This window comes from Streptococcus salivarius (assembly GCF_000785515.1).
Classification (GTDB): domain Bacteria; phylum Bacillota; class Bacilli; order Lactobacillales; family Streptococcaceae; genus Streptococcus; species Streptococcus salivarius.
In genome coordinates this window covers 1655908-1677736 of record NZ_CP009913.1, presented here as the reverse complement: position 1 = coordinate 1677736, position 21829 = coordinate 1655908, and the positions used below count along the sequence as shown (strand labels likewise).

Sequence of the window (21829 nt, the reverse complement as noted above, 5' to 3'; positions counted from 1 at the left end):
AGTCTTGTATACTTGAGTAGAACGTGTAAAATGTTACATTATCTTGAGGAGGTGAATTCAATGTCAAAAACAGTAGTACGTAAAAACGAATCACTTGACGACGCTCTTCGTCGTTTCAAACGTTCTGTGACTAAAGCTGGTACTCTTCAAGAGGCTCGTAAACGTGAACATTACGAAAAACCTTCTGTAAAACGTAAACGTAAATCAGAGGCAGCTCGCAAACGTAAAAAATTCTAATTAAGAATGAAATTAACAGAGAAAAGCTTGAGTTTACTCAAGTTTTTTCTTTTTCCTAGTATAGATAAACAGTTGGTATTCGCGAGATATAAAAAATAAGACGTCTGATAGTTCAGGCGTCTTAAGTTTCATATGTCTTTAGTTGAACAAATAAAAATTATTTGTTTGCAAGAAGATCGCGGATTTCAGCAAGCAATTCTTCTTGTGATGGACCTGCTGCTTCAGCAGCATCCTCAGCTTCTTTTTTGCTAAGAGCTGTTGCTTTGCTAGCAGCTTTAACAACGAAGAAGAGAGTAGTACCAACGATGATGAAGTTGATAACTGCGCTCAAGAAGCTACCGTATGCGATACCGTTCCATGACAATTTAGAAAGGTTCTCAACGTTAGCGGCCTTAACAACTGGGTTAAGGATAAGTGGTGTGATGATATCACCAACAAGTGAAGTGATAATAGCGTTGAAAGCAGCCCCCATAACAACGGCTACAGCAAGATCAAGGACGTTACCCTTGAACAAAAAGTCTTTAAGTTCTTTAATCATTTTGACAATAAATCCTTTCTTTTATTTACTTTTAATAGTTTATCCGATTTTGTAAATCTTGACAAGAGATTTGCTCATGAAAAATTGATTTTATTTTACTTTCATTTTTCATCGTGTTATAATTAGGGGTAATGCAATTATGGTAAGATAGGGGGCGATTAGATGGTGATTGATAAAGCTTTAATAGAAGATATTAAGAGCAGTACCAACATCGTCGACGTGATTGGCGAAGTTGTCAGTCTTAATCGTGCAGGTCGCAATTACCTAGGTCTCTGCCCCTTCCATAAGGAGAAAACCCCCTCATTTAATGTTATTGAGGACAGACAGTTTTACCATTGTTTTGGTTGCGGAAAGTCTGGGGATGTCTTTAAATTTTTAGAGGAATACCGTCAGATTTCTTTCCAAGAAAGTGTCAAGGTTCTGGCAGACCGCTTAGGTATTGCAGTTACGATAGACGCACCAAGACAGGCTCAGCAGCAGAATTCTCCTAATCAAGCTTTCTATGATCTTCATGAGGATGCGCTGAAGTTTTATCACGCTGTTCTGATGACGACCAAGATAGGAGAAGCAGCGCGTGCCTACCTCTATGAGCGTGGTATGACTGACGATTTACTTAAGACCTTCCAGATTGGTCTAGCCCCTGACGAACCAGATTATCTCTATCAGTCTGTATCAAAAAAATATGACGAAGAGGTGCTGACAGAATCAGGTCTTTTTAATCTTTCTGAAAGTAATCGTCTTTTCGATACTTTTAAAAATCGAATCATGTTTCCGCTTAAGAATGAGTTTGGAAAGACCATCGGTTTTTCAGGGCGTGTTTGGACTAAGGACGATATTGAAAAAGGGCAAGCCAAGTACAAAAATACAAGGGCTACCCGTATTTTCAATAAGTCTTATGAACTTTATCACCTCGATCAGGCTAAACCAGTGATTCAGAAGACCCATGAGGTCTATCTGATGGAGGGATTCATGGATGTCATTGCTGCCTATAGGGCTGGGCATGTTAATGCTGTGGCTTCTATGGGGACGGCGTTGACCCCTGAACATGTCAATCGTCTGCGTAAACTCACCAAGAAAATTGTTCTGACCTATGATGGTGATAAGGCTGGGCAAAATGCTATCGCCAAGTCTCTGGAGCTTTTATCGGATTTTCAAGTCGATATTGTTAAAATTCCAGATAATATGGACCCTGATGAATATCTACAGAAAACATCCGAAGAGGCTTTGGGGAAACTTTTGGTCGAGTCCCGTATTTCAGATGTAGAATTTTGGATAGGACAGCTAAAACCTGCTAATGTAGACAATCTTCAAGCAGAGATTGCCTATGTTGAGCAGATTGCTAAGATTATTGCCAAGTCACCTTCTGTGACGGCACAAAATTCCTACATTTCTAAGGTGGCCGACCTTTTGCCTGACTTTGATTTTTTCCAAGTCGAGCAAGCGGTCAATAACGAACGATTGACCATTAGGAATCAGCAGACGGCTCAATTATCGGCTGCTAGTAATAGTGCTTATGAGTCTTCAGTGTCAGGATTTAGAGGGACGGTCAAACTACCTTCTACACCTAAGATTACAGGTCTTCGTCGGGCAGAAAATCAACTCTTCCATCGTATGCTTAATCATCCTATGATTTTGAATGACTATCGCATGAGAGAGGAGTTTTTCTTCCAAACGCCTGAGTTAGAGGAGCTTTATCATATTCTGAAACAAGATGGTCAGATTGATACCGTAGCTTTATCTCTACTTTCTCAAGAGGTGCAAACAGCCTATTATCAGGTTTTAGAGGAGATTTTACCACCTGAAACCAGTCTTGAAGAAGTTCAGGCTATCGAAGAGCGTAGAAATCATTTTTTGAGGGAACAGGACTTTCGTAAGCAAAGTAAACAAATAAGAGAATCAAGTAACCACGGTGATGTGGATGCAGCGGTGGAAGCCCTGCAGATGCTCATCGCCCAAAAACGAGATATGGAGTAACACATGGCAAAGAAAAAACAAAATACAGCATTTAACGTTCAAGTCGCTGATTTCATTCGTAACCACAAAAAAGCTGGTACAGCAATTGATGATGAAGTCACAGAAAAACTAGTTATCCCATTTGTTCTTGATGCTGATGGGATTGATGACCTTTTGGAACGTTTGACAGACGGTGGTATCTCTATCACTGACAAGGACGGAAATCCTTCATCTAAATATGTTGTTGAAGCCCCAAAACCAGAAGAGTTGACAGACGAGGAGCTTCTTGGTTCAAACTCAGCTAAGGTCAATGACCCTGTTCGTATGTACCTCAAAGAGATTGGCGTAGTGCCTCTCTTGAGTAACGAAGAGGAAAAAGAATTGGCTATCGCTGTTGAAAATGGTGACTTGGAAGCTAAACAACGTTTGGCAGAAGCCAACCTTCGTTTGGTAGTCTCAATCGCTAAACGTTATGTGGGACGTGGTATGCAGTTCTTGGACTTGATTCAAGAAGGTAACATGGGGCTTATGAAAGCCGTTGATAAATTTGACTACTCTAAAGGTTTCAAATTCTCAACTTATGCGACATGGTGGATCCGTCAAGCAATCACTCGTGCTATCGCAGACCAAGCGCGTACCATCCGTATCCCAGTTCACATGGTTGAAACTATTAATAAATTGGTGCGTGAGCAACGTAACCTCTTGCAAGAGTTGGGACAAGACCCAACACCTGAGCAAATCGCTGAACGTATGGATATGACTCCAGATAAGGTTCGTGAAATCCTTAAGATTGCTCAAGAGCCAGTTTCTCTTGAAACACCTATCGGTGAAGAAGATGATAGCCATTTGGGTGACTTTATCGAGGATGAAGTTATTGAAAATCCAGTAGATTACACAACTCGTGTGGTTCTTCGTGAACAATTGGATGAAGTGCTTGATACCCTTACAGACCGTGAAGAGAATGTTCTTCGTCTCCGTTTCGGTCTTGATGATGGGAAGATGCGTACTTTGGAAGATGTTGGTAAAGTCTTCAATGTTACTCGTGAACGTATTCGTCAGATTGAAGCTAAAGCCCTTCGTAAATTGCGCCACCCAAGCCGTAGTAAACAACTTAAAGACTTTATTGAAGACTAAGATAGTAAATGGAAGGGGCCTGATTATTAGGCCCTGATTTTGGAGGAAAAGCTATGTCTGAAGTAAAATACACTGAAGCAGAAATTGAAAAAATCAAGGACCGTATCTTAGAAGCTTTAGAAATGGTTATTGACCCTGAGTTGGGAATTGATATTGTCAACCTTGGCCTTATTTACGATATCCGTTTCCAGCAAGATGGCTATACTGAAATCGATATGACCTTGACGACTATGGGATGCCCACTGGCAGACCTTTTGACAGACCAAATTTATGACGCTATGAAAGAAGTGCCAGAAGTCACTAAGACAGAGGTTAAATTGGTCTGGACACCAGCATGGACTATCGAAAAGATGAGTCGTTATGCCCGTATCGCCCTAGGTATTCGTTAGGAGAAATCTTATGAAAACACTGGCTATCGTTGTTCCTTGTTATAACGAGGAAGAGACCATTCATCCTTTTTTAGAGGCTTGTCAGGCAGTTGAACGACAAATGGCCAATCAGCTGGCTTTCAACTATTACTTTGTCAATGACGGTTCAAAAGATCGCACCTTGGAAGTTTTGAGACAGGTTTCAAAGCAATTTGAGAATGTTCACTATCTCTCTTTCTCTCGTAATTTCGGGAAGGAAGCAGGCTTACTCGCAGGACTTGAAGCGGCCCAAGGTGACTACGTCACAGTTATGGACGCCGATCTTCAAGATCCACCTGAACTTCTTATCGAAATGTATGCCAAAATCCAAGAAGGTTACGACGTTGTGGGGACACGACGTGCTGACCGAAAGGGTGAACCACCTATTCGTTCACTCTTTGCTAAGGCCTTCTATTGGTTGATTAATAAAGTTTCTGATACTGAAATGGTGGATGGGGCACGTGATTTCCGCTTGATGACTCGTCAAGTCGTTGATGCCATCCTTGAACTTAAGGAAGTGAATCGCTTTTCAAAAGGGCTCTTTTCATGGGTCGGCTTTGATGTGGCCTACGTCTCTTATGAAAATCGTGAACGTGTGGCGGGAGAGACTTCATGGTCTTTCTGGAGCCTATTGAGTTACTCACTTGATGGCTTTATCAACTTCTCAGAAGTACCCTTGAAGCTTGCCACATGGGCGGGAACCTTCTCATTCTTAATCTCTTTGGTTGGAATTCTCTTTGTTGTTATCCGAAAACTAACTATAGGTGGGAGTGTTGCAGGCTGGGCAAGCCTTGTCTCAATCATCCTCTTTATCGGAGGAATCCAACTCTTAGCCTTGGGAATCATCGGGAACTATATTTCAAAGATTTTCCTAGAAACCAAGAAACGACCGGTGTATGTTATTAAAGAAAAAGGGTGAAATTCCACCCTTTTTTTGATAAAATTAAAGTGCTATTAATGAAAACTACAAGGAGAAAAATATGATTCTAGTAACAGGTGCAAATGGTCAACTTGGAACTGAGCTTCGTCACCTACTTGATGAACGTAACGAAGAATATGTAGCAGTAGATGTGGCAGAGATGGACATCACTGATGCTGTTAAAGTAGATGAAGTTTTTGCGGAAGTAAAACCAACCTTGGTTTATCACTGTGCTGCTTACACAGCTGTTGATGCTGCTGAAGATGAAGGTAAAGAGCTTGACTATGCTATCAACGTGACAGGTACTGAAAATGTCGCTAAGGCTGCTGAAAAACATGGTGCAACGCTGGTTTATATTTCAACTGACTACGTTTTTGATGGTGAAAAACCAGTCGGTCAAGAGTGGGAAGTTGATGACAAACCAGATCCACAGACAGAGTATGGTCGTACAAAACGCATGGGTGAAGAACTAGTTGAAAAACATGTGACTAACTACTACATTATCCGTACAGCTTGGGTGTTCGGTAACTATGGTAAGAACTTTGTCTTCACTATGCAAAACCTTGCTAAGACTCACAAGACACTTACAGTTGTTAATGACCAACACGGTCGTCCAACTTGGACACGTACTTTGGCAGAGTTTATGACTTATTTGGCTGAAAACCGTAAGGAATATGGTTACTATCACTTGTCAAATGATGCAGCAGAAGATACAACTTGGTATGACTTTGCGGTTGAAATCCTCAAAGATACTGATGTTGAAGTGAAACCTGTTGATTCAAGCCAATTCCCAGCTAAAGCTAAACGCCCACTTAACTCAACAATGAGTTTGGCTAAGGCTAAGGCTACAGGATTTGTCATTCCAACATGGCAAGATGCTTTGAAAGAGTTTTACAAACAAGAAGTGAAATAAGAATCAAGGTCAGTTAAATAGATTTGGATATATTTGACTGACCTTTTTAATAGAGTTTTCAGGAGAAACTACGTATAAAAATGTCAGATTTACTCATTATTATTCCAGCCTATAACGAAGAAGGCTCGATTGAAAATGTTGTTAACAACATTATTAAGAACTATCCTCAATATGACTACGTCATTATCAATGATGGCTCTCGTGATAAGACTTCACAAATTTGCCATGAGAATCATTACAATATTGTTGATTTGCCAGTGAATCTCGGTCTTGCAGGAGCTTTTCAAACAGGCTTAAGATATGCATATGAGCATGGTTATAAAAAAGCGGTGCAATTTGATGCAGATGGTCAACACTTACCAGAATATATTCAAGGTCTGGAAGAAAAAATCAATGATGGCTTTGATTTAGTTATTGGTTCTCGATTTGTTACAGAGAAACGACCAAATTCTTTACGAATGTTAGGTAATATCTTAATTAGTTCAGCTATTAAACTTACCACTGGTAAGACAATTAAGGACCCAACTTCAGGAATGAGAATGTTCTCAGAAGATTTAATTAAAGAGTTTGCACTCAATATTAACTATGGTCCAGAGCCAGATACTGTGTCTTATCTCATCCGTAATGGTGTAAAAGTTGCGGAAGCGCAAGTTAGAATGGAAGATAGACAAGCGGGAGAAAGTTATTTGACTCTTTCTCGTTCTATTAAATATATGACACATATGTTTGTGTCAATTCTACTCATTCAAAACTTTAGAAAGAGAGGCTAGACTCCATGACTATTTGGTTTCAAATTGTTCTAATTATTGTATCTCTAGCGACAGTTACCTTCATTCTTAGAGGGATTAGAAAATCTCAAGTACAAATTAATGATTCACTATTTTGGATTTTCTTCTCAGTAGTATTGCTTATATTTAGCGTCTTTCCAAAATTAGCTGAGATTATTGCGAGTGCGTTAGGAATTGTTTCAGCTGTAAACTTTATTTTTCTTTTTATCATTTTCCTTCTACTGATTAATCAATATCAATTAACAGTTCGCTTGTCTAAACTTGATACAAAGTTCAAAAACTTAGTACAAACAATTGCCTTGAGAGGGAAAGATGAGTAAAAAAAGTCAGCTTCCAGATGCAAAAACGATATATTTTTGGAATTTGCTGGGAAATTTAGCAGCTTCAGGTGTATCGGTTTTATATCTCTTAATCGTTACTCGATTGACTTCAGCATCTCTTGCGGACCAATTTAGTTTGGTCTGGTCTATCGGGACTCTCTGGGTAGTTATCGGTCTTTTTCAAGTTCGAAATTTTCATGGAACAGATGTAAGGCAGAAGCATTCGTTTAGAGCGTACTTTCAAGCCCGTATTTTAACGATACTTGCCATGATAGTAACACTGTTACCTTATTTAAAAATAATAGGAGGTAATAGATATACCTCATCTGTTATTTTAATGGCGTTTCTGATGATTTTATATCGAGCTTGGGATTCAGTCTCTGATCTTTTTCAGGGGTTGTTTCAACAACGTGAGCGTATGGATATTGCAGGGAAGACCATGTTCTATCGTTATTCGACTAGTACGGTGGTCTTATTTCTTGCTTTGATTGTTTCAAAATCCCTTATTGTATCCTTGCTAGCTTTGACCATTTGGAATGGACTTTTTATCCTTTTGTATGAGTTTAGATTTGTTCATCACTTCGAATCAATTAATTGGAGAGGAGTATTTGACCTAAGGAAGATTCATGAGTCTCTGGATATCCTTAAGGAGTGTTTTCCACTTTTCTTGAACGGTTTCATACTACTTTATGTTTTGAATGAGCCTAAATTAATCATTGAGCGAGGTTTATCTGAGGGAGTATTACAAACAGGAATGCAAAGAGATTTCAATATTCTCTTCATGCCTGTCTTTTTCATGAGCCTTATTATTCTAATGGTTCGTCCTTTGATTACACAACTTGCTTTTTTGTATGTGGATAAAGAATACGAGAAGTTTGATTCGATTATCAAAAAACTTTTGCTTTATATCATAGGTGGTGGGTTACTAGTAGTTTGTTTAGCTTATTTACTAGGAGTCCAAGTATTAGGACTAGTCTTTGGATTAGATTTAGCATCTTATCAGGTACCATTTACAATTTTGATTTTAGCTGGAGTTTTGTACGCTGTCGCGATTATTTTTGAAAACATCCTTACCATTATGCGAAAGCAACACCTACTGATTGCTATTTATGTTGCTATGTTAGTTGTTACTTTATTAATTACTAAGACATTTATCTATTCGTGGGGGATGCTTGGTGCTTCGTTAGCATTTTTAGTAGTTATGATTGTGTATGTGTTTGGTATTTCAATTATTTATTTTAGAGAAAGAATTAAAGAGAGAAGACAATGACTTACGATTTGACTGTAATTATTCCAGTATATAATACTGAAAAATATCTACGAAGATGTTTAGAAAGTATTGTAAATCAAGATGATATTGAAAAGTGTTCCCTTAAGGTAATTTGTATAAATGATGGGAGTACTGATGGATCTCAAAAAATAATAGAAGAATTTGTTGAGAAATATCCTTATATAGAGATTTTTAATAAAGAAAATGGTGGGTTAGCTGATGTCAGAAATACTGGCTTACAGTTTATCCACGATAGTCTTTATACTGTGTCACTTGATTCAGATGATTTTTGGGATAGATCTTTTTTAACAGAGTTTAACAAATATAAATCAAGTAACTATGATTTAATATTTTTCGATATTAATTTAGTCGACTATGAAGGAAATCTGGTAAAAGAATTAATTGTTAATCCTAAATTTGATAAGTATGATAAGAAAAAAGATTTCATGGTTGTGAAACATGCTGCATGGTCGAAGATTTGTAGGACCGACCTATACGATAACATTACTTTTCCAAAAGGTAAGTTATACGAGGACCTTGCAGTTATGCCCTATTTAACTAGTAGAGCTGAGAAAATCCATTATATTCAGAAACCACTTATTAATTATGTTATTAATACTCCCGGGTCAATTATGAATTCAAGTAAATCTAATATCTTTGATATTTATGACTCGTTAACTCATCTGTTTAATTTATTTGGAAATCATTTTGAGGAGTATAAGAATGAACTACAGTATTTAGCAATTGAGCATTTATGTGTTGGTCATACGTATCGTTTGTTGAATTACCCTGAGGCTACAAAACAAGATTTTAAAGATATTGTTATCTTTATGGAAAAATATTTTGGAAAACATTGGGATAAAAATAAGTATGTTAAACGTGGTGTTCAAAAAGTAAATATCAATTCATCCTTATCCTACGTTGTTCCATTCTTTTTGAAGTTTTTGAAATATGGTGGTTTTGGTGTTTGGCCAGTCATCAAAAAAGTGAAAGGTAGTTGAGTAATAATGCAAACAGATTTTATTGCTTCAAAAATGCAGGAAGTTTCTTCCGATTTTTTGAAGAATTTACGAAAACACTGGGTGCAAGTTATCCTGGTTTGGCTTACAATTGGAATAACATATATATATTTAGGGGGAAGTCTGGTTAATCTTCCTAAAAGTTTATTGTTAGTAACAGGCATATTCTTTTCTATCATTATTTTATTGCCAGGGAAATTTTATAACAAAATAGCCATTGCTATTGTACTTTCAGGAAGTTTATTTGTTGTTTCTTCCCCTAACCTTGACATTCCAGATGAGAATGCACATTTTGCTCGTGCCTTATATGTAGCAGATTTCCATGCTTATCTACCGAAAAAAGACAAGGATTTAAAAGTCTCAGATGATGTTAGTAAGGTTACTAAAGAGTTTAAGGTGCCTTTAAAGCAAACTGGTTTAGATAAGATAAAAGTTTCTTTTAAAAAGGTACATTCTTCACTTTTTATTGTTACCAATGCATCATCTTTTATCCCTTACATTCCTCAAGTGATTGGTATTTGGATAGCAAGAATCCTAGGACTTAGTCTCCTATGGTTGGTTATTTTAGGTCGATTTTGTAATTTAGTTTGCTATGCCTTAATTACTCGTCTTGCTATAAAGAAAGCTAAAGGTTTTGAAATTCTCTTTGGTTCTATAGCTCTATTACCAATGTGTGTTTATTTAGCAGCTTCTTTCAGTACTGATGGAATGGTTAACGCATTAACATTTTATTTGATAGCACAGTTCTGTTATCTGATAAATAGGGAACAAAAAGTAAGTTTAAGAGATATGATCATTTTTGCAACACTGAGCTTAGTTTTAGCAACGATGAAATTACCATATGTTCTTTTAGTAGGCTTATTACTGTTTATACCAAAGGAAAAGATGACCATTAAGAAGAACTATCTTTATGCAGCTCTATTAATTTTTGTTACGGCAATTTTAAGTTTCTTATGGTTGAAGCAATCGAGTGATATTAATGCAAGTAAGGTAACTCATGGTGCAAACCCAGTGGACAAGATAAAATTCACTATTGCACATGCTAACGTCTTTTTCAAGACCTTTCTTCGTGAATGGATTGACTTGATTCCAAATAAAATAGACTCATTATTTACTTTTGGTTGGCTAACTTATGGTCTAGGTAATATTTCTAGATACTATCTAATCTTTTTGAGTTGTATTCTTCTGATGACACCTCAAACTCTTCCTTTACCTAAAATTAGTAAAATAGGTACAGGACTTGTCGCTACTGGAATTTCAATTGGTATTTTAATGACTTCGTACCTTATGTGGGGACAAACTGCTGATATCAGTTTTTTAGGTGTACAAGGTCGTTATTTCACTGGTGTTTTGGTCTTATTAGGGTTATTCACTAACTTCTCTAGTGTCTTTTATCCTCAAAATAATATAGATTTCGGAGAGGCACTCGATAGACGAGAATACTTTGTTTATGTTATTGCCAATCTATTTATATTGATGTCAGTAGTGTTGACAATTCTTCAGTATTACGGTGTGAAGAACTGAATTTCTAGCAATTTATAAATAGTTTTTTAAGCAGTCCATGGTGGCTGCTTTTCTGTTTGCATTAGGCAAAAGCCTTGTAAAATGGTATAATTGATTAGATTATAGACTTGTTAGAAAGGGGATTTATGCAACACGTATTCATTATCGGAAGTCGTGGACTTCCAGCAAAATACGGTGGTTTTGAGACATTTGTAGATCAATTAGTCTCCAACCAAGTTTCGTCCCAAATTAAATACCATGTTGCCTGCCTTTCTGATCAAAAGGCCTATGAGCATTTCGAATATAAGGGTGTAGATTGTTTCACGATTAAGGCACCGAAATTAGGACCGGCTCGCGTTATTGCCTATGATATGATGGCTATTAATTACGCTTTGAAGATAATCCATGAGGAAAATATAGAAGAACCGATTTTCTATGTTCTAGGAAATACTATAGGTGCTTTTGTGGCTCCCTTTGCTACTAAGATTCATAAAATTGGTGGTAAATTCTACATTAATCCAGATGGTTTGGAGTGGAAAAGAGCTAAGTGGCCCAAGCCAGTACAAGCTTATCTAAAGTACTCTGAGAAAGTAATGACAAGACATGCTGATTTAGTTATCTCGGATAATCCAGGCATTGAAACTTATATTCAAGATGCCTATCCGTGGTCTAAGACAACTTATATTGCTTATGGAACAGACTTATCACCGACAAGACTTACAAATCAGGATGCTAAAGTTAGAGATATTTACAAGACGTGGAACACTTACGAGAAAAACTATTATTTGATTCTTGGTCGTTTTGTTCCAGAAAATAACTATGAAACGGCTATTCGTGAGTTTATGAGTTCCTCAACAAAACGTGATTTAATTATTATTTGTAATCATGAGGGCAATGCTTATTTTGAGGAATTGCGTTCTAAAACACAGTTTGATACGGATCCACGTGTGAAGTTTGTTGGAACAGTTTATGATCAAGACCTATTAAAATATATTCGCAAAGAAGCCTTTGCTTATATTCATGGTCATGAAGTTGGAGGAACCAACCCTGGCTTACTGGAAGCTATGGCACAAACTGATTTGAATTTAGTATTAGGCGTCTCATTTAACCGGTCAGTAGCTCAAGATACAGCTTGTTATTGGAAAAAAGATGAGGGCAATCTGTCCTATTTGATTGATCAAGTAGATGGTGTTTTAGATTACTCTGAACTAGGTAAGTTAGCTAAGGAGAACATGGAACAGAACTTTACTTGGAAAAAAATTGTAGGTGAGTACGAGGAGTTATTTTTATCATGAAAGTAAATATCTTACTGTCAACCTACAATGGTGAGCAGTATTTAGCAGAACAAGTGAAGAGTATCCAAGAGCAAACCTATCAAGAGTGGAAACTTCTCATACGTGACGATGGTTCATCTGATGGGACAGTTGAAATTATTAAACAACTGGCTGCACGAGATTCACGTATTCACTTTATCAATGAGAATCATGTTGAAAACGTTGGTGTAATCAAAAGTTTCCATGCCCTACTTAAGCATGGGGAGGCAGACCTATACTGTTTCAGTGATCAGGATGATTTTTGGCTTCCTGAAAAAATCTCACTTCAAGTGGCAGAAGCCAAAAAGTATTCTCAGGATAAACCTTTACTCATTTACACAGATTTAAAGGTAGTGGATGAAAATTTATCTGTCCTGCATGAGAGTATGATTCGTACTCAGTCTGACCATGCGAATACTGAGCTGATTCAAGAGTTGACTGAAAATACAGTTACTGGTGGCGTTGCTATGATAAACCATGCTTTAGCAGAACTATGGACTGGTGAGGAAAAGCATGATTTACTGATGCATGACTGGTATCTGGGTTTGCTAGCTTCTGCCTTTGGTAACTTAGTCTATATTGATGAGCCAACCGAGCTTTATCGTCAGCATAGCAGTAATGTCCTTGGTGCCCGAACTTTGCGAAAGCGGATGAAAAATTGGGTTAGACCCCATATCCTTTTTGCCAAATATTGGAGTCTTATCAAAGCTAGTCAAGATCAGGCTAGAAATTTGTTAGAACTCCCGTTAAGTTCACAGAATAAGGAAATCATTGAAAACTTTGTGACAATTATGGATGCTCCATTTAGAGAACGTTTAGCACGTATCCGAAAATACGGTTATCGAAAAAATAGAGCTTTTCACACAACTGTGTTTACGACATTGATTCTTACAAAGTTTGCATATAGAGGAGAGAAAGATGTTAGACTTTTTTAGTCAGAAAAATCGTATTTTGTTACGAGAAATGGTTAAAACCGATTTCAAATTGCGCTATCAAGGTAGTTTAATCGGTCATTTGTGGTCTATTTTGAAACCACTTATGCTCTTTACAATTATGTACCTGGTATTTGTTCGCTTCTTACGTTTTGATGATGGAACACCACACTATGCCATTGGCCTCTTAATCGGTATGGTTACATGGAGTTTCTTTTCGGAAGCGACGAGTATGGGGATGATGTCAATTGTATCAAGGGGTGACTTGTTACGAAAACTAAATTTTTCAAAAGAAATTATTGTTATTTCGTCAGTTGTTGGAGCTTCAATTAACTATGTGATTAACCTCCTTGTTGTCTTTGTTTTTGCCTTGGTAAATGGTGTTAATTTTTCATTAGGCTGGTTGACAGTTATTCCATTGTTTGCTGAACTCTTTCTTTTCTCAGCTGGTATTGCCTTTGTCTTAGCAACGCTCTTTGTTAAGTACCGTGACATTGGTCCGATTTGGGAAGTAGTTATGCAAGCTGGTATGTATGCGACACCCATTATCTATTCATTGACATTTATTTTGCAACGTGGACAAGTTAAGATTGCAAAACTGATGATGTTGAATCCTTTAGCACAAATTATTCAGGACTTGCGACATTTTATTGTCTTCTCAGGTAGCTTACGTGGTTGGGATTTAATTGGACATAAGGCTATTGCTATCATTCCGTATTTCCTACCACTTGTTATCTTTGCTATTGGTTACTACATTTTCCATCATCAAGCTAAAAAATTCGCGGAGATTCTCTAATGACAGAAAAGAAAATTGCAGTTAAAGTGGACCATGTAAGTAAGTTTTTCAAATTACCGGTTGAGTCTACTCAAAGTCTTAGAACTGCCCTAGTAAATAGGTTTAAAGGAATCAAAGGCTATAAAGAACAACATGTCTTGAAAGACATTGACTTCGAAGTTGAGGAAGGTGATTTCTTCGGAATCGTGGGACGAAATGGTTCAGGGAAATCAACATTATTGAAGATTATTTCTCAAATTTATGTTCCTGAACAAGGGACGGTTACCGTAAATGGCAAAATGGTTTCATTTATTGAACTTGGTGTCGGTTTCAACCCTGAATTAACTGGACGTGAGAATGTTTATATGAACGGAGCCATGCTTGGCTTTACGACGGCAGAAGTTGATGCCATGTATGATGAGATTGTTGAGTTCGCAGAGCTTGAAGATTTCATGAACCAAAAACTCAAGAACTACTCGTCTGGTATGCAGGTCCGTTTGGCTTTCTCTGTGGCTATCAAGGCACAGGGTGATGTTCTTATCCTTGACGAGGTTCTTGCAGTAGGTGATGAAGCCTTCCAACGTAAGTGTAATGACTACTTTATGGAACGTAAGAAATCAGGGAAAACAACAATTCTTGTAACCCATGATATGGGAGCTGTTAAGAAGTACTGTAACAAGGCTATTTTGATTGAGGACGGATACATTAAAGCCAAAGGCGAGCCTAGAGACGTTGCCAATCAATATAGTTTTGACAATACAGAACAAGTAATCACTTCAGAACAATCAGGAATTGAAAGAAGTGGTTCAGTTGTGGAAAATCTGAAGTTATCACTATTGTCTTCTAAGAGAGCGACACCAAATGAACCAATTTCATTTGATTTGATGTATACTCTGCTAGAAGATGTGCCTACTTATATTGCTATCTCATTTACAGATATTGATCGTAATATTTGGATTTACAATGATAATACGATGGATAATTTAACAAGTGGCAAGGGTGATGTTAAAGTAAACTATCAGTGTTCACTGGCAGGGCTAAACGATATTAAGTTAAAACTCGAAATTACTGTAAGGGATGCGAATAACCAAGTTCTAGCCTTTCTTCCAGCTGATGAGATTCCAGTTATTGTTCTAAATAGGGATGATATTGATGAAGATGACGAGTCAGCTAAAGATTCTGCAACTGGTATTATTCAAAGAAATGGGAAGTGGAGTTTTTCTTAAGAGAAAAAAGGGAAGTTTGAATGAAAGTATCGATTATTTGTACCAATTATAATAAGGGGGATTGGGTACGAGAGGCTATAGATAGCTTTCTCAATCAGAAAACAAATTTTGATTTTGAGATTATTATCATTGATGATGCTTCAACAGATCATTCGTATGAGATTATTCAAGAGTATCAAAAAAAGTTTCCTGAAAAAGTTAGAACTTTTCGTAATGAAGTGAATCTTGGCATTACTAGAACATGGAAAAAAGTTTGCCAAGAAGCTAAGGGTCAATACATCGCGAGATGTGATAGTGATGATTTTTGGACGGACCCATTAAAACTTCAAAAGCAAGTTGATTTGCTAGATGCTTCAACGGATTCACTATGGTCAAATACCGAATTTGACATGGTAGACCTAGACGGAAATCTTATCCAAAAAGATGCCTTTGCTAATAAGGCACTTCCTTTGATTGATTCTTACGAAGAGATGCTTGTCATGAAAGGAATGACAATGGCTTCAACCTGGTTGGTTGATACCGCTCTTATGCAAGATGTATCTGCTCAAATTAGCGATACAGCTGCAGACGATACATTTGAGTTGCAACTTGAATTATTCAAACGCACTAAAATTTCTTTTTTGAGTGATTCCACTACTGTATATCGTATGAATTTGGGATCTGATTCAAAACCTATGACATTGGAGACTGCTGAAAGGCGGTTCACTGGTATCTTAGATTCTCAAATTAAATATCTCAACAAGTATCCAGATCAGGATATTCAAAGAATTTCACACTTGGCCCTCGTTAAGGATCGTGATTTGGATATCTTAGTTTTTAAAAAAGACCGTCAGATAGAAGACTTGAATTTGAAACTAAATCAGGTATCACAGATTTCTCATGACCAAAATGAGTATATTGAAATCTTGAAGAAAGAAAATCAAGATTTTCAAAGTGAGTTGAATCGTATACAGAGTTTATATGATGACTTACAAATCCAATATAACAGTGTTGTTACTTCGAGAAGATGGACAATACCAACTAAAATTATTAATTTCTTTAGGAGAAGTAAATGAAACGTCTATTGCTTTATGTTCATTTCAATAAATATGATCATATTAGTCGACATGTATTTTATCAACTTGAACATATGAGACCCTTGTTTGATAAATTGGTTTTTATTTCAAATAGTCGTCTTAGTGAAAGTGAAGTACAAAAGCTTCGTGATAAACACTTGATTGATGATTTTATCCAACGTGAGAATAAGGGTTACGATTTTGCTGCTTGGCATGATGGTATGGAATTTGTTGGATTTGATAACTTGAAACAGTATGATTCTGTCACTGTTATGAATGATACCTGTTTTGGTCCTCTATGGGATATGGCACCAATCTATGATAAATATGAATCAAACCCAAATGTAGATTTTTGGGGTATGACTAATCATCAAGGAATCAAGGCTGGTGATATTTATATTCATGAACATTTGCAATCTTACTTTATTTCATTTAAAAAACGTTTAGTTGAATCTAGTGTTTTCCAAAAGTTCTGGAAGTCAGTTGAGAGTTTCGAAGATGTTCAAAAGGTAATCGATAATTATGAAACTCTTTATACCAAGAAGTTTATGGATGCTGGATTTAAGTATGAATCGATTCTTAATACGATTCCACTAAATGATAAGTTTTTCCATAGTAATTTTACAATTCATTATCCTCATGTTTTGCTTGATGCAGGGGTTCCATTTATTAAGGTTAAGACATTTGATTTAACCCAGCACCTTGCACCTTATTTGCTTAAGGAAATCGAGAATAGAACGGACTATCCGGTAGAATTCATTTTGTCACACATGTCGGATATGAGTTTACCGACTCCACCTTATTTACTTGATCGCAAAGTCATTGAGGAAAGCTCAGAGACATATTCAGACACTAAAAAAATTGCTGTACATCTTCACACCTACTATGTCGACTTACTCGAAGACTTTTTGAAGCAATTTGAGAATTTTCACTTTACTTATGACCTCTTCTTAACAACGGATTCTGAAGAGAAGAAGGAAGAGATTCAGTCTATCCTTGATAAGAATGGAAAAGTAGCTCGAATCTTTATTACTGGGAATCGTGGACGTGATGTTATTCCAATGCTTAAGTTGAAAGATGAACTTTCTGCTTATGATTATATTGGACATTTCCATACGAAAAAATCACCAGAATACCCTTATTGGGTTGGAGATTCATGGCGAAATGAACTTTTCTCAATGTTAATTCAACCTGCTGATAACATTATTGCGAACTTAGAACGTGATGATAGACTAGGTCTAGTGATTGCTGATATTCCAAGTTTCTTCCGTTATACTAAAATTGTGGATCCTTGGAATGAGAATCGTTTTGCTGAGGGGATGAATGATTTATGGGAGCGTATGAATCTTGGTCGAGATATTGACTTTGATAAGATGAATACTTTTATCATGAGTTATGGAACATTTATTTGGTTCAAGTACGATGCTTTAAAACCATTGTTTGACCTTGATTTGCAAGATGAAGAAATCCCAGCAGAACCAATTCCTCAACATACCATTTTGCATTCAATTGAGCGTATTCTGGTTTACCTTGCATGGGCAAGACGTTATGATTATGCCATTGCAAAAAATGATATCTATATTACGCCTTTTGTAGATAATGTTGTATTGAATATCCGACCTGATACTTTACCAAATACCTATATTAATTTTGATAATATCGGTGGTATAAAAGGTGCTCTCAAATATATTATTGTAGGTCCAGGAACTGCTGTGAAGTATATTTTGAGAAGAATAAAACGTCGATTTACATCCAAGAGTAGTAAAAATACTATGAAATAGTAATTATCCCCCTCCCACTTACGAATAGGTAAGTAGGAGGTTTTTTCTTATGTATAGTATTGTATCTGAGGAGGCAGGGCTTTTGCCTCGTGAGCGACTCTTGCAGAAGGGAGCAGAGGTTTTATCGGACCAGGAGTTGCTGGCGATAGTGCTGCGGACAGGGACTAAGTCTGAGTCGGTTCTATCCATGGCTAATCGTATTTTAAAAGGGATGACGAGTTTGGCGGATTTGTCTCGTTTGTCCTTGAATGAGCTTCAGCAGATTCCTGGGATTGGGCGTGTGAAGTCCATTGAGCTCAAGGCTATGGTGGAGTTGGCTAAGCGGATTGAGAAGGCTGAGCTGGCTCGCTCAGAGCAGATTATGTCCAGTCAGCAGGTGGCCCGTCGTATGATGTTGGATATTGGTGACAAGCCTCAGGAGCATCTGGTGGCCATCTACTTGGATACGCAGAACCGTATTATCCAGCAAAAGACAGTCTTTATTGGTGGTGTGCGTCGTTCGATAGCTGAACCACGTGAGATTTTACATTATGCCTGTCATCTGATGGCAACGTCCCTGATTGTAGTTCACAATCATCCTTCGGGTGAGGCCTATCCGAGTCGAAATGATATTGATTTTACGCAAAAGATTAAGCGGTCTTGTGATGATTTGGGGATTTGTCTCCTCGATCATCTGATTGTTGGCAAATCGACCTATTATTCTTTTCGTGAGGAGAGGGAGGATTTTGAGTTATAGATTGAGCCTATGTGATAAAGACAAGAGAAAAGCAACTGAGTGAAGTCTCAGTTGCTTTTAAAGTTCGTTAACGACGTATTCAAAGAGTTTGAGGTCTTCTTCACGTTTGTCCAGGAGAAGCTCTGGGTGCCACTGTACACCAAGGAAGCGAAGGTCTGGAGTATTTGACTCAACAGCTTCAACAGTGTTGTCCTCAGGGTCACGCGCAATGACACGAAGGTCAGAGGCCAAGTGTTTGATACTTTGATGGTGGAAGGAATTGATAGACGTTTCACGTCCGTAAATTTCTGCCAACTTACTGTCCTCTTCAACAATCATTTCGTGGTAAAGGTAATCAGAAGGTTTGTCTTGCCAGTGATTCTCAATGTCTTGGTGGAGGCTACCACCTAGAGCGACATTCATGAGTTGGGTACCACGACAGATTGAAAAGATAGGTTTCTTCTGCTTAGTGGCTTCCTCGATGAGCGCCATTTCAAAGATATCACGCTCAAGGAAGAAATCGTCTTCACTGGCATGGTTTTCTTCATTGTAAAATTTAGGGTCAACGTTTTGCCCACCGATGAGGATGAGCTTGTCAATCATGGAGATATATGTCTTAGCCTCCGAAGGATCGGATACAGGTAGTAGGATTGCTAGGCCTCCGGCTCTTTGAACTCCTTCTACAAAGCCAGTTGGGGCGTAGGACCAGTTGATGTCTTCATGGGCTGGATTAGGCCTGACGTTGGCTGTGATTCCGATAATTGGTTTAGTCATTCTTTCTCCTTGATTTTTCTTCTTCTTTCATGAAATAGAGCAGGGTTTGTAGTTCGCTAGTCAAGTCTACGTATTGGACAACAACGTGACGTGGAAGATTGAGGTTGACTGGAGAGAAGCAGAGGATGCCCTCAATACCAGCCTCAACCAAAAGATCAGCCACTTCCTGTGCCTTGATTGATGGCACTGTCAGGATGGCTGTTTTGATATCTTCTTGAGCGATTTTCTCCTTGATTTGAGAGATACCATAGATAGGGATCTTATCTTCGGTTTGTGTCCCTACTAATTCATTATCATCTGTATCAAAAGCCATAACTAGCTGCATGCGATTGCGCTCTTGAAAACGGTAGTGGAGGAGGGCACGTCCGACATTCCCCACCCCTACAAGGAGGACCTTAGTTGTCGCATTGTCATTAAGGAGTTCCGCGAAAAATGTCATTAGTTTGTTCACGTCATAACCAAAGCCACGACGACCTAGCTCACCAAAATAAGAGAAGTCTCGACGAACAGTAGCTGGGTCAATCCCAATCGCTTCAGCAATTTGTTTAGAGCTTGCTTTGTCAATATTTTCACGATGGAATCGCTTGAAAATACGATAGTAGAGAGAGAGACGTTTGGCAGTGGCGTTTGGGATGTTTTTCTCAAATGTCATTGATCGCTTTCCTTTCTTCAATTAGTATGATTCTCTTATATTTTAAGAAAAGTTTGTGAAGATTGCAACAAAATAGTGTAGATGAGGCGATATAAAAAACCTATCACAAGGATAGGCTATTTCTATGTAGTAAGAAAGAAGTTTAGACTTCTTCTTGCTCGAAAACGTTACGATCAACCAAACTCTGCATCAAGAAATAGAATTTCTCTTGCAAGATGTGATGATCTTCATTTTTAAAGATATTAACGTTACGAAGGCCAGATTTGTCTGTAATCGACAATTTGAAACCAGTCAAGTCTTTGTTAATAGTGATTTTGAGTGGGAAACCTTCGCCTGAGTTAGGCACTTTTTCGAGAAGGCGGTGCAACTCGTAGTTTCCGATTTTATTTTGCACAAAAGTCGTATCACGTAGGGTGAATTTTTTGACATTAGGACTGATGGTGTAACGGTATTTACAGTCAGTCAAATGAATGCTTTTTTCAAATGCCATGTTAGTCTCCTATGATTTGATTAAGTTTTTCTGCTAGAGCTTGGAGTTCTTCAGCGGTATTTTCCTCTGATAAACTAATGCGGATAGCTGTTTTTAACTTGTCAGACTCCTTGCCATAGAGGGCTTGGATGACGTGGCTAGGGTCAACAGTTCCAGCGGTACAAGCAGAACCCGTTGAAACAGCAAAGCCAGCTAAGTCTAACAAGGTTAAGAGAGGCCCATTTTCCTTACCAGGAAAACTGATGTTGATGACGTGAGGTAGGCTAGGTCCTCCACCATTAATTTCATAAGGAATGGTAAGGGTATCTAGAAAGGCCTGACGAATCTTTTCAACATGCTGGTAATTGTCTTGGTAGTGGTCGCTAGCATGTTTGTAAGCAGCGGTCATACCTGCAATCCCGACCAGATTTTCAGTGCTGGCACGACGTTTTTCCTCTTGTTCACCACCATGGAGTAGGTTGTCAAAATGCAAATCGTTATGATAGAGCAGGCCGATACCTTTAGGTCCATGGAATTTATGGGCACTAATAGAGAGAAAATCAGCTCCAAGTTCCTCTGGGTGAATAGGAAGTTTTCCTGCTACCTGAACGGCATCAACGTGGAAGGCAGCTTGGTGATTGGCAAGCAAGTCACCAATTTCCTTGATAGGAAGCAATTGGCCGGTCTCGTTATTGGCATACATAACAGAAACTAGAATAGTATCGTCACGCAAGGCATCAGCGATTTGTTGAGCAGTAATGACTTGATTTTCTGGTTGAATATAGGTTACTTCAAAACCAAAACGCTCTTCCAAGTAGGCCATGGTGTGAAGGACAGAGTGGTGTTCAATAGCAGTTGTAATCAGGTGCTTACCTTTAGCTTGATTGGCTAGGGCGTAACCTTTGATAGCTGTATTGTTTCCTTCGGTCCCCCCAGAAGTGAAAATAAGCTTACGAGCAGGGACTTCAAAGTATTTGGCCATTTCTTCACGGGCTTCACGAAGTTCCTTAGAAGCCCGTCGACCGTAAGCATGGAGGCTGGATGGATTCCCAAAGGTTTCAGTCATGACATGTGTCATAGCTGAAATAGCAGCAGTATTTAAAGGAGTTGTTGCTGCATTGTCCAAATAAACCATA

General features: G+C 38.0%; 23 protein-coding genes. 18 read left to right on the top strand and 5 right to left on the bottom strand.

The features are described from left to right. The first annotated feature begins 60 nt into the window (after positions 1–60). A complete protein-coding gene (gene rpsU, locus SSAL8618_RS07610; RefSeq protein WP_002884573.1) occupies positions 61–237 on the top strand; it encodes a 30S ribosomal protein S21 in 177 nt (58 codons plus the stop codon). 157 nt (positions 238–394) lie between these two features. On the opposite strand, the gene mscL is transcribed toward rpsU, so the two are convergent. Continuing rightward, a complete protein-coding gene (gene mscL / locus SSAL8618_RS07605; RefSeq protein ID WP_002884705.1) occupies positions 395–775 on the bottom strand; it encodes a large conductance mechanosensitive channel protein MscL in 381 nt (126 codons plus the stop codon). 162 nt (positions 776–937) lie between these two features. Between mscL and dnaG the strand changes: the two genes are divergently transcribed. The 17 genes from dnaG to radC all read left to right on the top strand — a co-directional run bounded on the left by dnaG (position 938) and on the right by radC (position 18819). Then, positions 938–2749, top strand: a complete 1812-nt coding sequence (gene dnaG / locus SSAL8618_RS10570) for a DNA primase (protein ID WP_038676548.1) — start codon at positions 938–940, stop codon at positions 2747–2749. 3 nt (positions 2750–2752) lie between these two features. Beyond that, positions 2753–3862 (top strand): RNA polymerase sigma factor RpoD, encoded by a 1110-nt coding sequence (rpoD, locus tag SSAL8618_RS10565; RefSeq protein WP_002884252.1) that lies wholly within the window; start codon positions 2753–2755, stop codon positions 3860–3862. Positions 3863–3915: 53 nt separating this feature from the next. Further along, on the top strand, positions 3916–4251 hold the full coding sequence (locus SSAL8618_RS07590; protein WP_002884757.1) for a metal-sulfur cluster assembly factor: 336 nt from the start codon (positions 3916–3918) through the stop codon (positions 4249–4251). Between the two features lie 10 nt (positions 4252–4261). After that, positions 4262–5188: a glycosyltransferase family 2 protein gene (locus tag SSAL8618_RS07585; protein WP_037611851.1), complete on the top strand. Its 927-nt coding sequence runs from the start codon at positions 4262–4264 to the stop codon at positions 5186–5188. Positions 5189–5249: 61 nt separating this feature from the next. Continuing rightward, positions 5250–6101, top strand: coding sequence for a dTDP-4-dehydrorhamnose reductase (gene rfbD, locus SSAL8618_RS07580; protein WP_038676546.1), 852 nt, complete (start codon positions 5250–5252; stop codon positions 6099–6101). Positions 6102–6175: 74 nt separating this feature from the next. After that, positions 6176–6871 (top strand): glycosyltransferase family 2 protein, encoded by a 696-nt coding sequence (locus tag SSAL8618_RS07575; protein WP_173018054.1) that lies wholly within the window; start codon positions 6176–6178, stop codon positions 6869–6871. 5 nt (positions 6872–6876) lie between these two features. Then, positions 6877–7209: a DUF2304 domain-containing protein gene (locus SSAL8618_RS07570; RefSeq protein WP_038676544.1), complete on the top strand. Its 333-nt coding sequence runs from the start codon at positions 6877–6879 to the stop codon at positions 7207–7209. After that, positions 7202–8479, top strand: a complete 1278-nt coding sequence (locus SSAL8618_RS07565) for a lipopolysaccharide biosynthesis protein (protein ID WP_038676542.1) — start codon at positions 7202–7204, stop codon at positions 8477–8479. Before SSAL8618_RS07570 ends, SSAL8618_RS07565 begins: the two co-directional genes overlap by 8 nt. Continuing rightward, complete coding sequence (locus SSAL8618_RS07560; RefSeq protein WP_038676540.1) at positions 8476–9480, top strand: glycosyltransferase family 2 protein; 1005 nt, start codon at positions 8476–8478, stop codon at positions 9478–9480. The genes SSAL8618_RS07565 and SSAL8618_RS07560 overlap by 4 nt, the downstream gene beginning before the upstream one ends. Before the next feature lie 6 nt (positions 9481–9486). Next, positions 9487–11022 (top strand): DUF2142 domain-containing protein, encoded by a 1536-nt coding sequence (locus SSAL8618_RS07555; protein ID WP_038676538.1) that lies wholly within the window; start codon positions 9487–9489, stop codon positions 11020–11022. A 125-nt stretch (positions 11023–11147) separates the two neighbouring features. After that, positions 11148–12296, top strand: coding sequence for a beta 1-4 rhamnosyltransferase Cps2T (gene cps2T, locus SSAL8618_RS07550; RefSeq protein WP_038676536.1), 1149 nt, complete (start codon positions 11148–11150; stop codon positions 12294–12296). Continuing rightward, entirely contained in the window at positions 12293–13249 is a 957-nt protein-coding gene (locus SSAL8618_RS07545; RefSeq protein WP_038676534.1) for a glycosyltransferase family 2 protein, read from the top strand. The genes cps2T and SSAL8618_RS07545 overlap by 4 nt, the downstream gene beginning before the upstream one ends. Further along, positions 13233–14042 carry an ABC transporter permease gene (locus tag SSAL8618_RS07540; RefSeq protein WP_014634840.1) on the top strand — a complete coding sequence of 270 codons (810 nt, stop codon included), beginning with the start codon at positions 13233–13235 and terminating at the stop codon, positions 14040–14042. Before SSAL8618_RS07545 ends, SSAL8618_RS07540 begins: the two co-directional genes overlap by 17 nt. Beyond that, complete coding sequence (locus SSAL8618_RS07535; protein WP_037611840.1) at positions 14042–15247, top strand: ABC transporter ATP-binding protein; 1206 nt, start codon at positions 14042–14044, stop codon at positions 15245–15247. Before SSAL8618_RS07540 ends, SSAL8618_RS07535 begins: the two co-directional genes overlap by 1 nt. Before the next feature lie 20 nt (positions 15248–15267). Then, a complete protein-coding gene (locus SSAL8618_RS07530; RefSeq protein ID WP_038676531.1) occupies positions 15268–16302 on the top strand; it encodes a glycosyltransferase family 2 protein in 1035 nt (344 codons plus the stop codon). Continuing rightward, positions 16299–18083 (top strand): rhamnan synthesis F family protein, encoded by a 1785-nt coding sequence (locus SSAL8618_RS07525; protein ID WP_038676529.1) that lies wholly within the window; start codon positions 16299–16301, stop codon positions 18081–18083. Before SSAL8618_RS07530 ends, SSAL8618_RS07525 begins: the two co-directional genes overlap by 4 nt. A 49-nt stretch (positions 18084–18132) precedes the next feature. Continuing rightward, on the top strand, positions 18133–18819 hold the full coding sequence (gene radC, locus SSAL8618_RS07520) for a RadC family protein (protein WP_038676528.1): 687 nt from the start codon (positions 18133–18135) through the stop codon (positions 18817–18819). A gap of 57 nt (positions 18820–18876) precedes the next feature. Here radC and SSAL8618_RS07515 read toward each other — a convergent pair whose 3' ends face one another. The 4 genes from SSAL8618_RS07515 to SSAL8618_RS07500 form a co-directional block, all read right to left on the bottom strand. After that, positions 18877–19572 carry a gamma-glutamyl-gamma-aminobutyrate hydrolase family protein gene (locus SSAL8618_RS07515; RefSeq protein WP_038676526.1) on the bottom strand — a complete coding sequence of 232 codons (696 nt, stop codon included), beginning with the start codon at positions 19570–19572 and terminating at the stop codon, positions 18877–18879. Then, the gene (locus SSAL8618_RS07510) at positions 19565–20224 is read right to left on the bottom strand and encodes a redox-sensing transcriptional repressor Rex (RefSeq protein ID WP_038676524.1); all 660 of its coding nucleotides are present in this window, start codon (positions 20222–20224) and stop codon (positions 19565–19567) included. Before SSAL8618_RS07510 ends, SSAL8618_RS07515 begins: the two co-directional genes overlap by 8 nt. Positions 20225–20366: 142 nt before the next feature. Beyond that, entirely contained in the window at positions 20367–20714 is a 348-nt protein-coding gene (locus SSAL8618_RS07505; RefSeq protein ID WP_002884733.1) for a DUF1831 domain-containing protein, read from the bottom strand. A gap of 1 nt (position 20715) precedes the next feature. Further along, positions 20716–21828, bottom strand: coding sequence for a cysteine desulfurase family protein (locus SSAL8618_RS07500; protein WP_038676522.1), 1113 nt, complete (start codon positions 21826–21828; stop codon positions 20716–20718). Position 21829: the final 1 nt, after the last annotated feature.

What these genes read in the sequence shown, in the direction of transcription:
- SSAL8618_RS07515 (WP_038676526.1), bottom strand. Translation starts at nt 19,572, where the DNA reads ATGACTAAACCAATTATCGGAATCACAGCCAACGTCAGGCCTAATCCA.
- SSAL8618_RS07500 (WP_038676522.1), bottom strand. Translation starts at nt 21,828, where the DNA reads ATGGTTTATTTGGACAATGCAGCAACAACTCCTTTAAATACTGCTGCT.
- SSAL8618_RS07570 (WP_038676544.1), top strand. Translation starts at nt 6,877, where the DNA reads ATGACTATTTGGTTTCAAATTGTTCTAATTATTGTATCTCTAGCGACA.
- SSAL8618_RS07545 (WP_038676534.1), top strand. Translation starts at nt 12,293, where the DNA reads ATGAAAGTAAATATCTTACTGTCAACCTACAATGGTGAGCAGTATTTA.
- SSAL8618_RS07530 (WP_038676531.1), top strand. Translation starts at nt 15,268, where the DNA reads ATGAAAGTATCGATTATTTGTACCAATTATAATAAGGGGGATTGGGTA.
- SSAL8618_RS07540 (WP_014634840.1), top strand. Translation starts at nt 13,233, where the DNA reads ATGTTAGACTTTTTTAGTCAGAAAAATCGTATTTTGTTACGAGAAATG.
- SSAL8618_RS07560 (WP_038676540.1), top strand. Translation starts at nt 8,476, where the DNA reads ATGACTTACGATTTGACTGTAATTATTCCAGTATATAATACTGAAAAA.
- rpoD (WP_002884252.1), top strand. Translation starts at nt 2,753, where the DNA reads ATGGCAAAGAAAAAACAAAATACAGCATTTAACGTTCAAGTCGCTGAT.
- SSAL8618_RS07565 (WP_038676542.1), top strand. Translation starts at nt 7,202, where the DNA reads ATGAGTAAAAAAAGTCAGCTTCCAGATGCAAAAACGATATATTTTTGG.
- SSAL8618_RS07510 (WP_038676524.1), bottom strand. Translation starts at nt 20,224, where the DNA reads ATGACATTTGAGAAAAACATCCCAAACGCCACTGCCAAACGTCTCTCT.
- SSAL8618_RS07535 (WP_037611840.1), top strand. Translation starts at nt 14,042, where the DNA reads ATGACAGAAAAGAAAATTGCAGTTAAAGTGGACCATGTAAGTAAGTTT.
- mscL (WP_002884705.1), bottom strand. Translation starts at nt 775, where the DNA reads ATGATTAAAGAACTTAAAGACTTTTTGTTCAAGGGTAACGTCCTTGAT.
- dnaG (WP_038676548.1), top strand. Translation starts at nt 938, where the DNA reads ATGGTGATTGATAAAGCTTTAATAGAAGATATTAAGAGCAGTACCAAC.
- radC (WP_038676528.1), top strand. Translation starts at nt 18,133, where the DNA reads ATGTATAGTATTGTATCTGAGGAGGCAGGGCTTTTGCCTCGTGAGCGA.
- SSAL8618_RS07525 (WP_038676529.1), top strand. Translation starts at nt 16,299, where the DNA reads ATGAAACGTCTATTGCTTTATGTTCATTTCAATAAATATGATCATATT.
- SSAL8618_RS07590 (WP_002884757.1), top strand. Translation starts at nt 3,916, where the DNA reads ATGTCTGAAGTAAAATACACTGAAGCAGAAATTGAAAAAATCAAGGAC.
- cps2T (WP_038676536.1), top strand. Translation starts at nt 11,148, where the DNA reads ATGCAACACGTATTCATTATCGGAAGTCGTGGACTTCCAGCAAAATAC.
- SSAL8618_RS07555 (WP_038676538.1), top strand. Translation starts at nt 9,487, where the DNA reads ATGCAAACAGATTTTATTGCTTCAAAAATGCAGGAAGTTTCTTCCGAT.
- SSAL8618_RS07505 (WP_002884733.1), bottom strand. Translation starts at nt 20,714, where the DNA reads ATGGCATTTGAAAAAAGCATTCATTTGACTGACTGTAAATACCGTTAC.
- SSAL8618_RS07585 (WP_037611851.1), top strand. Translation starts at nt 4,262, where the DNA reads ATGAAAACACTGGCTATCGTTGTTCCTTGTTATAACGAGGAAGAGACC.
- rpsU (WP_002884573.1), top strand. Translation starts at nt 61, where the DNA reads ATGTCAAAAACAGTAGTACGTAAAAACGAATCACTTGACGACGCTCTT.
- rfbD (WP_038676546.1), top strand. Translation starts at nt 5,250, where the DNA reads ATGATTCTAGTAACAGGTGCAAATGGTCAACTTGGAACTGAGCTTCGT.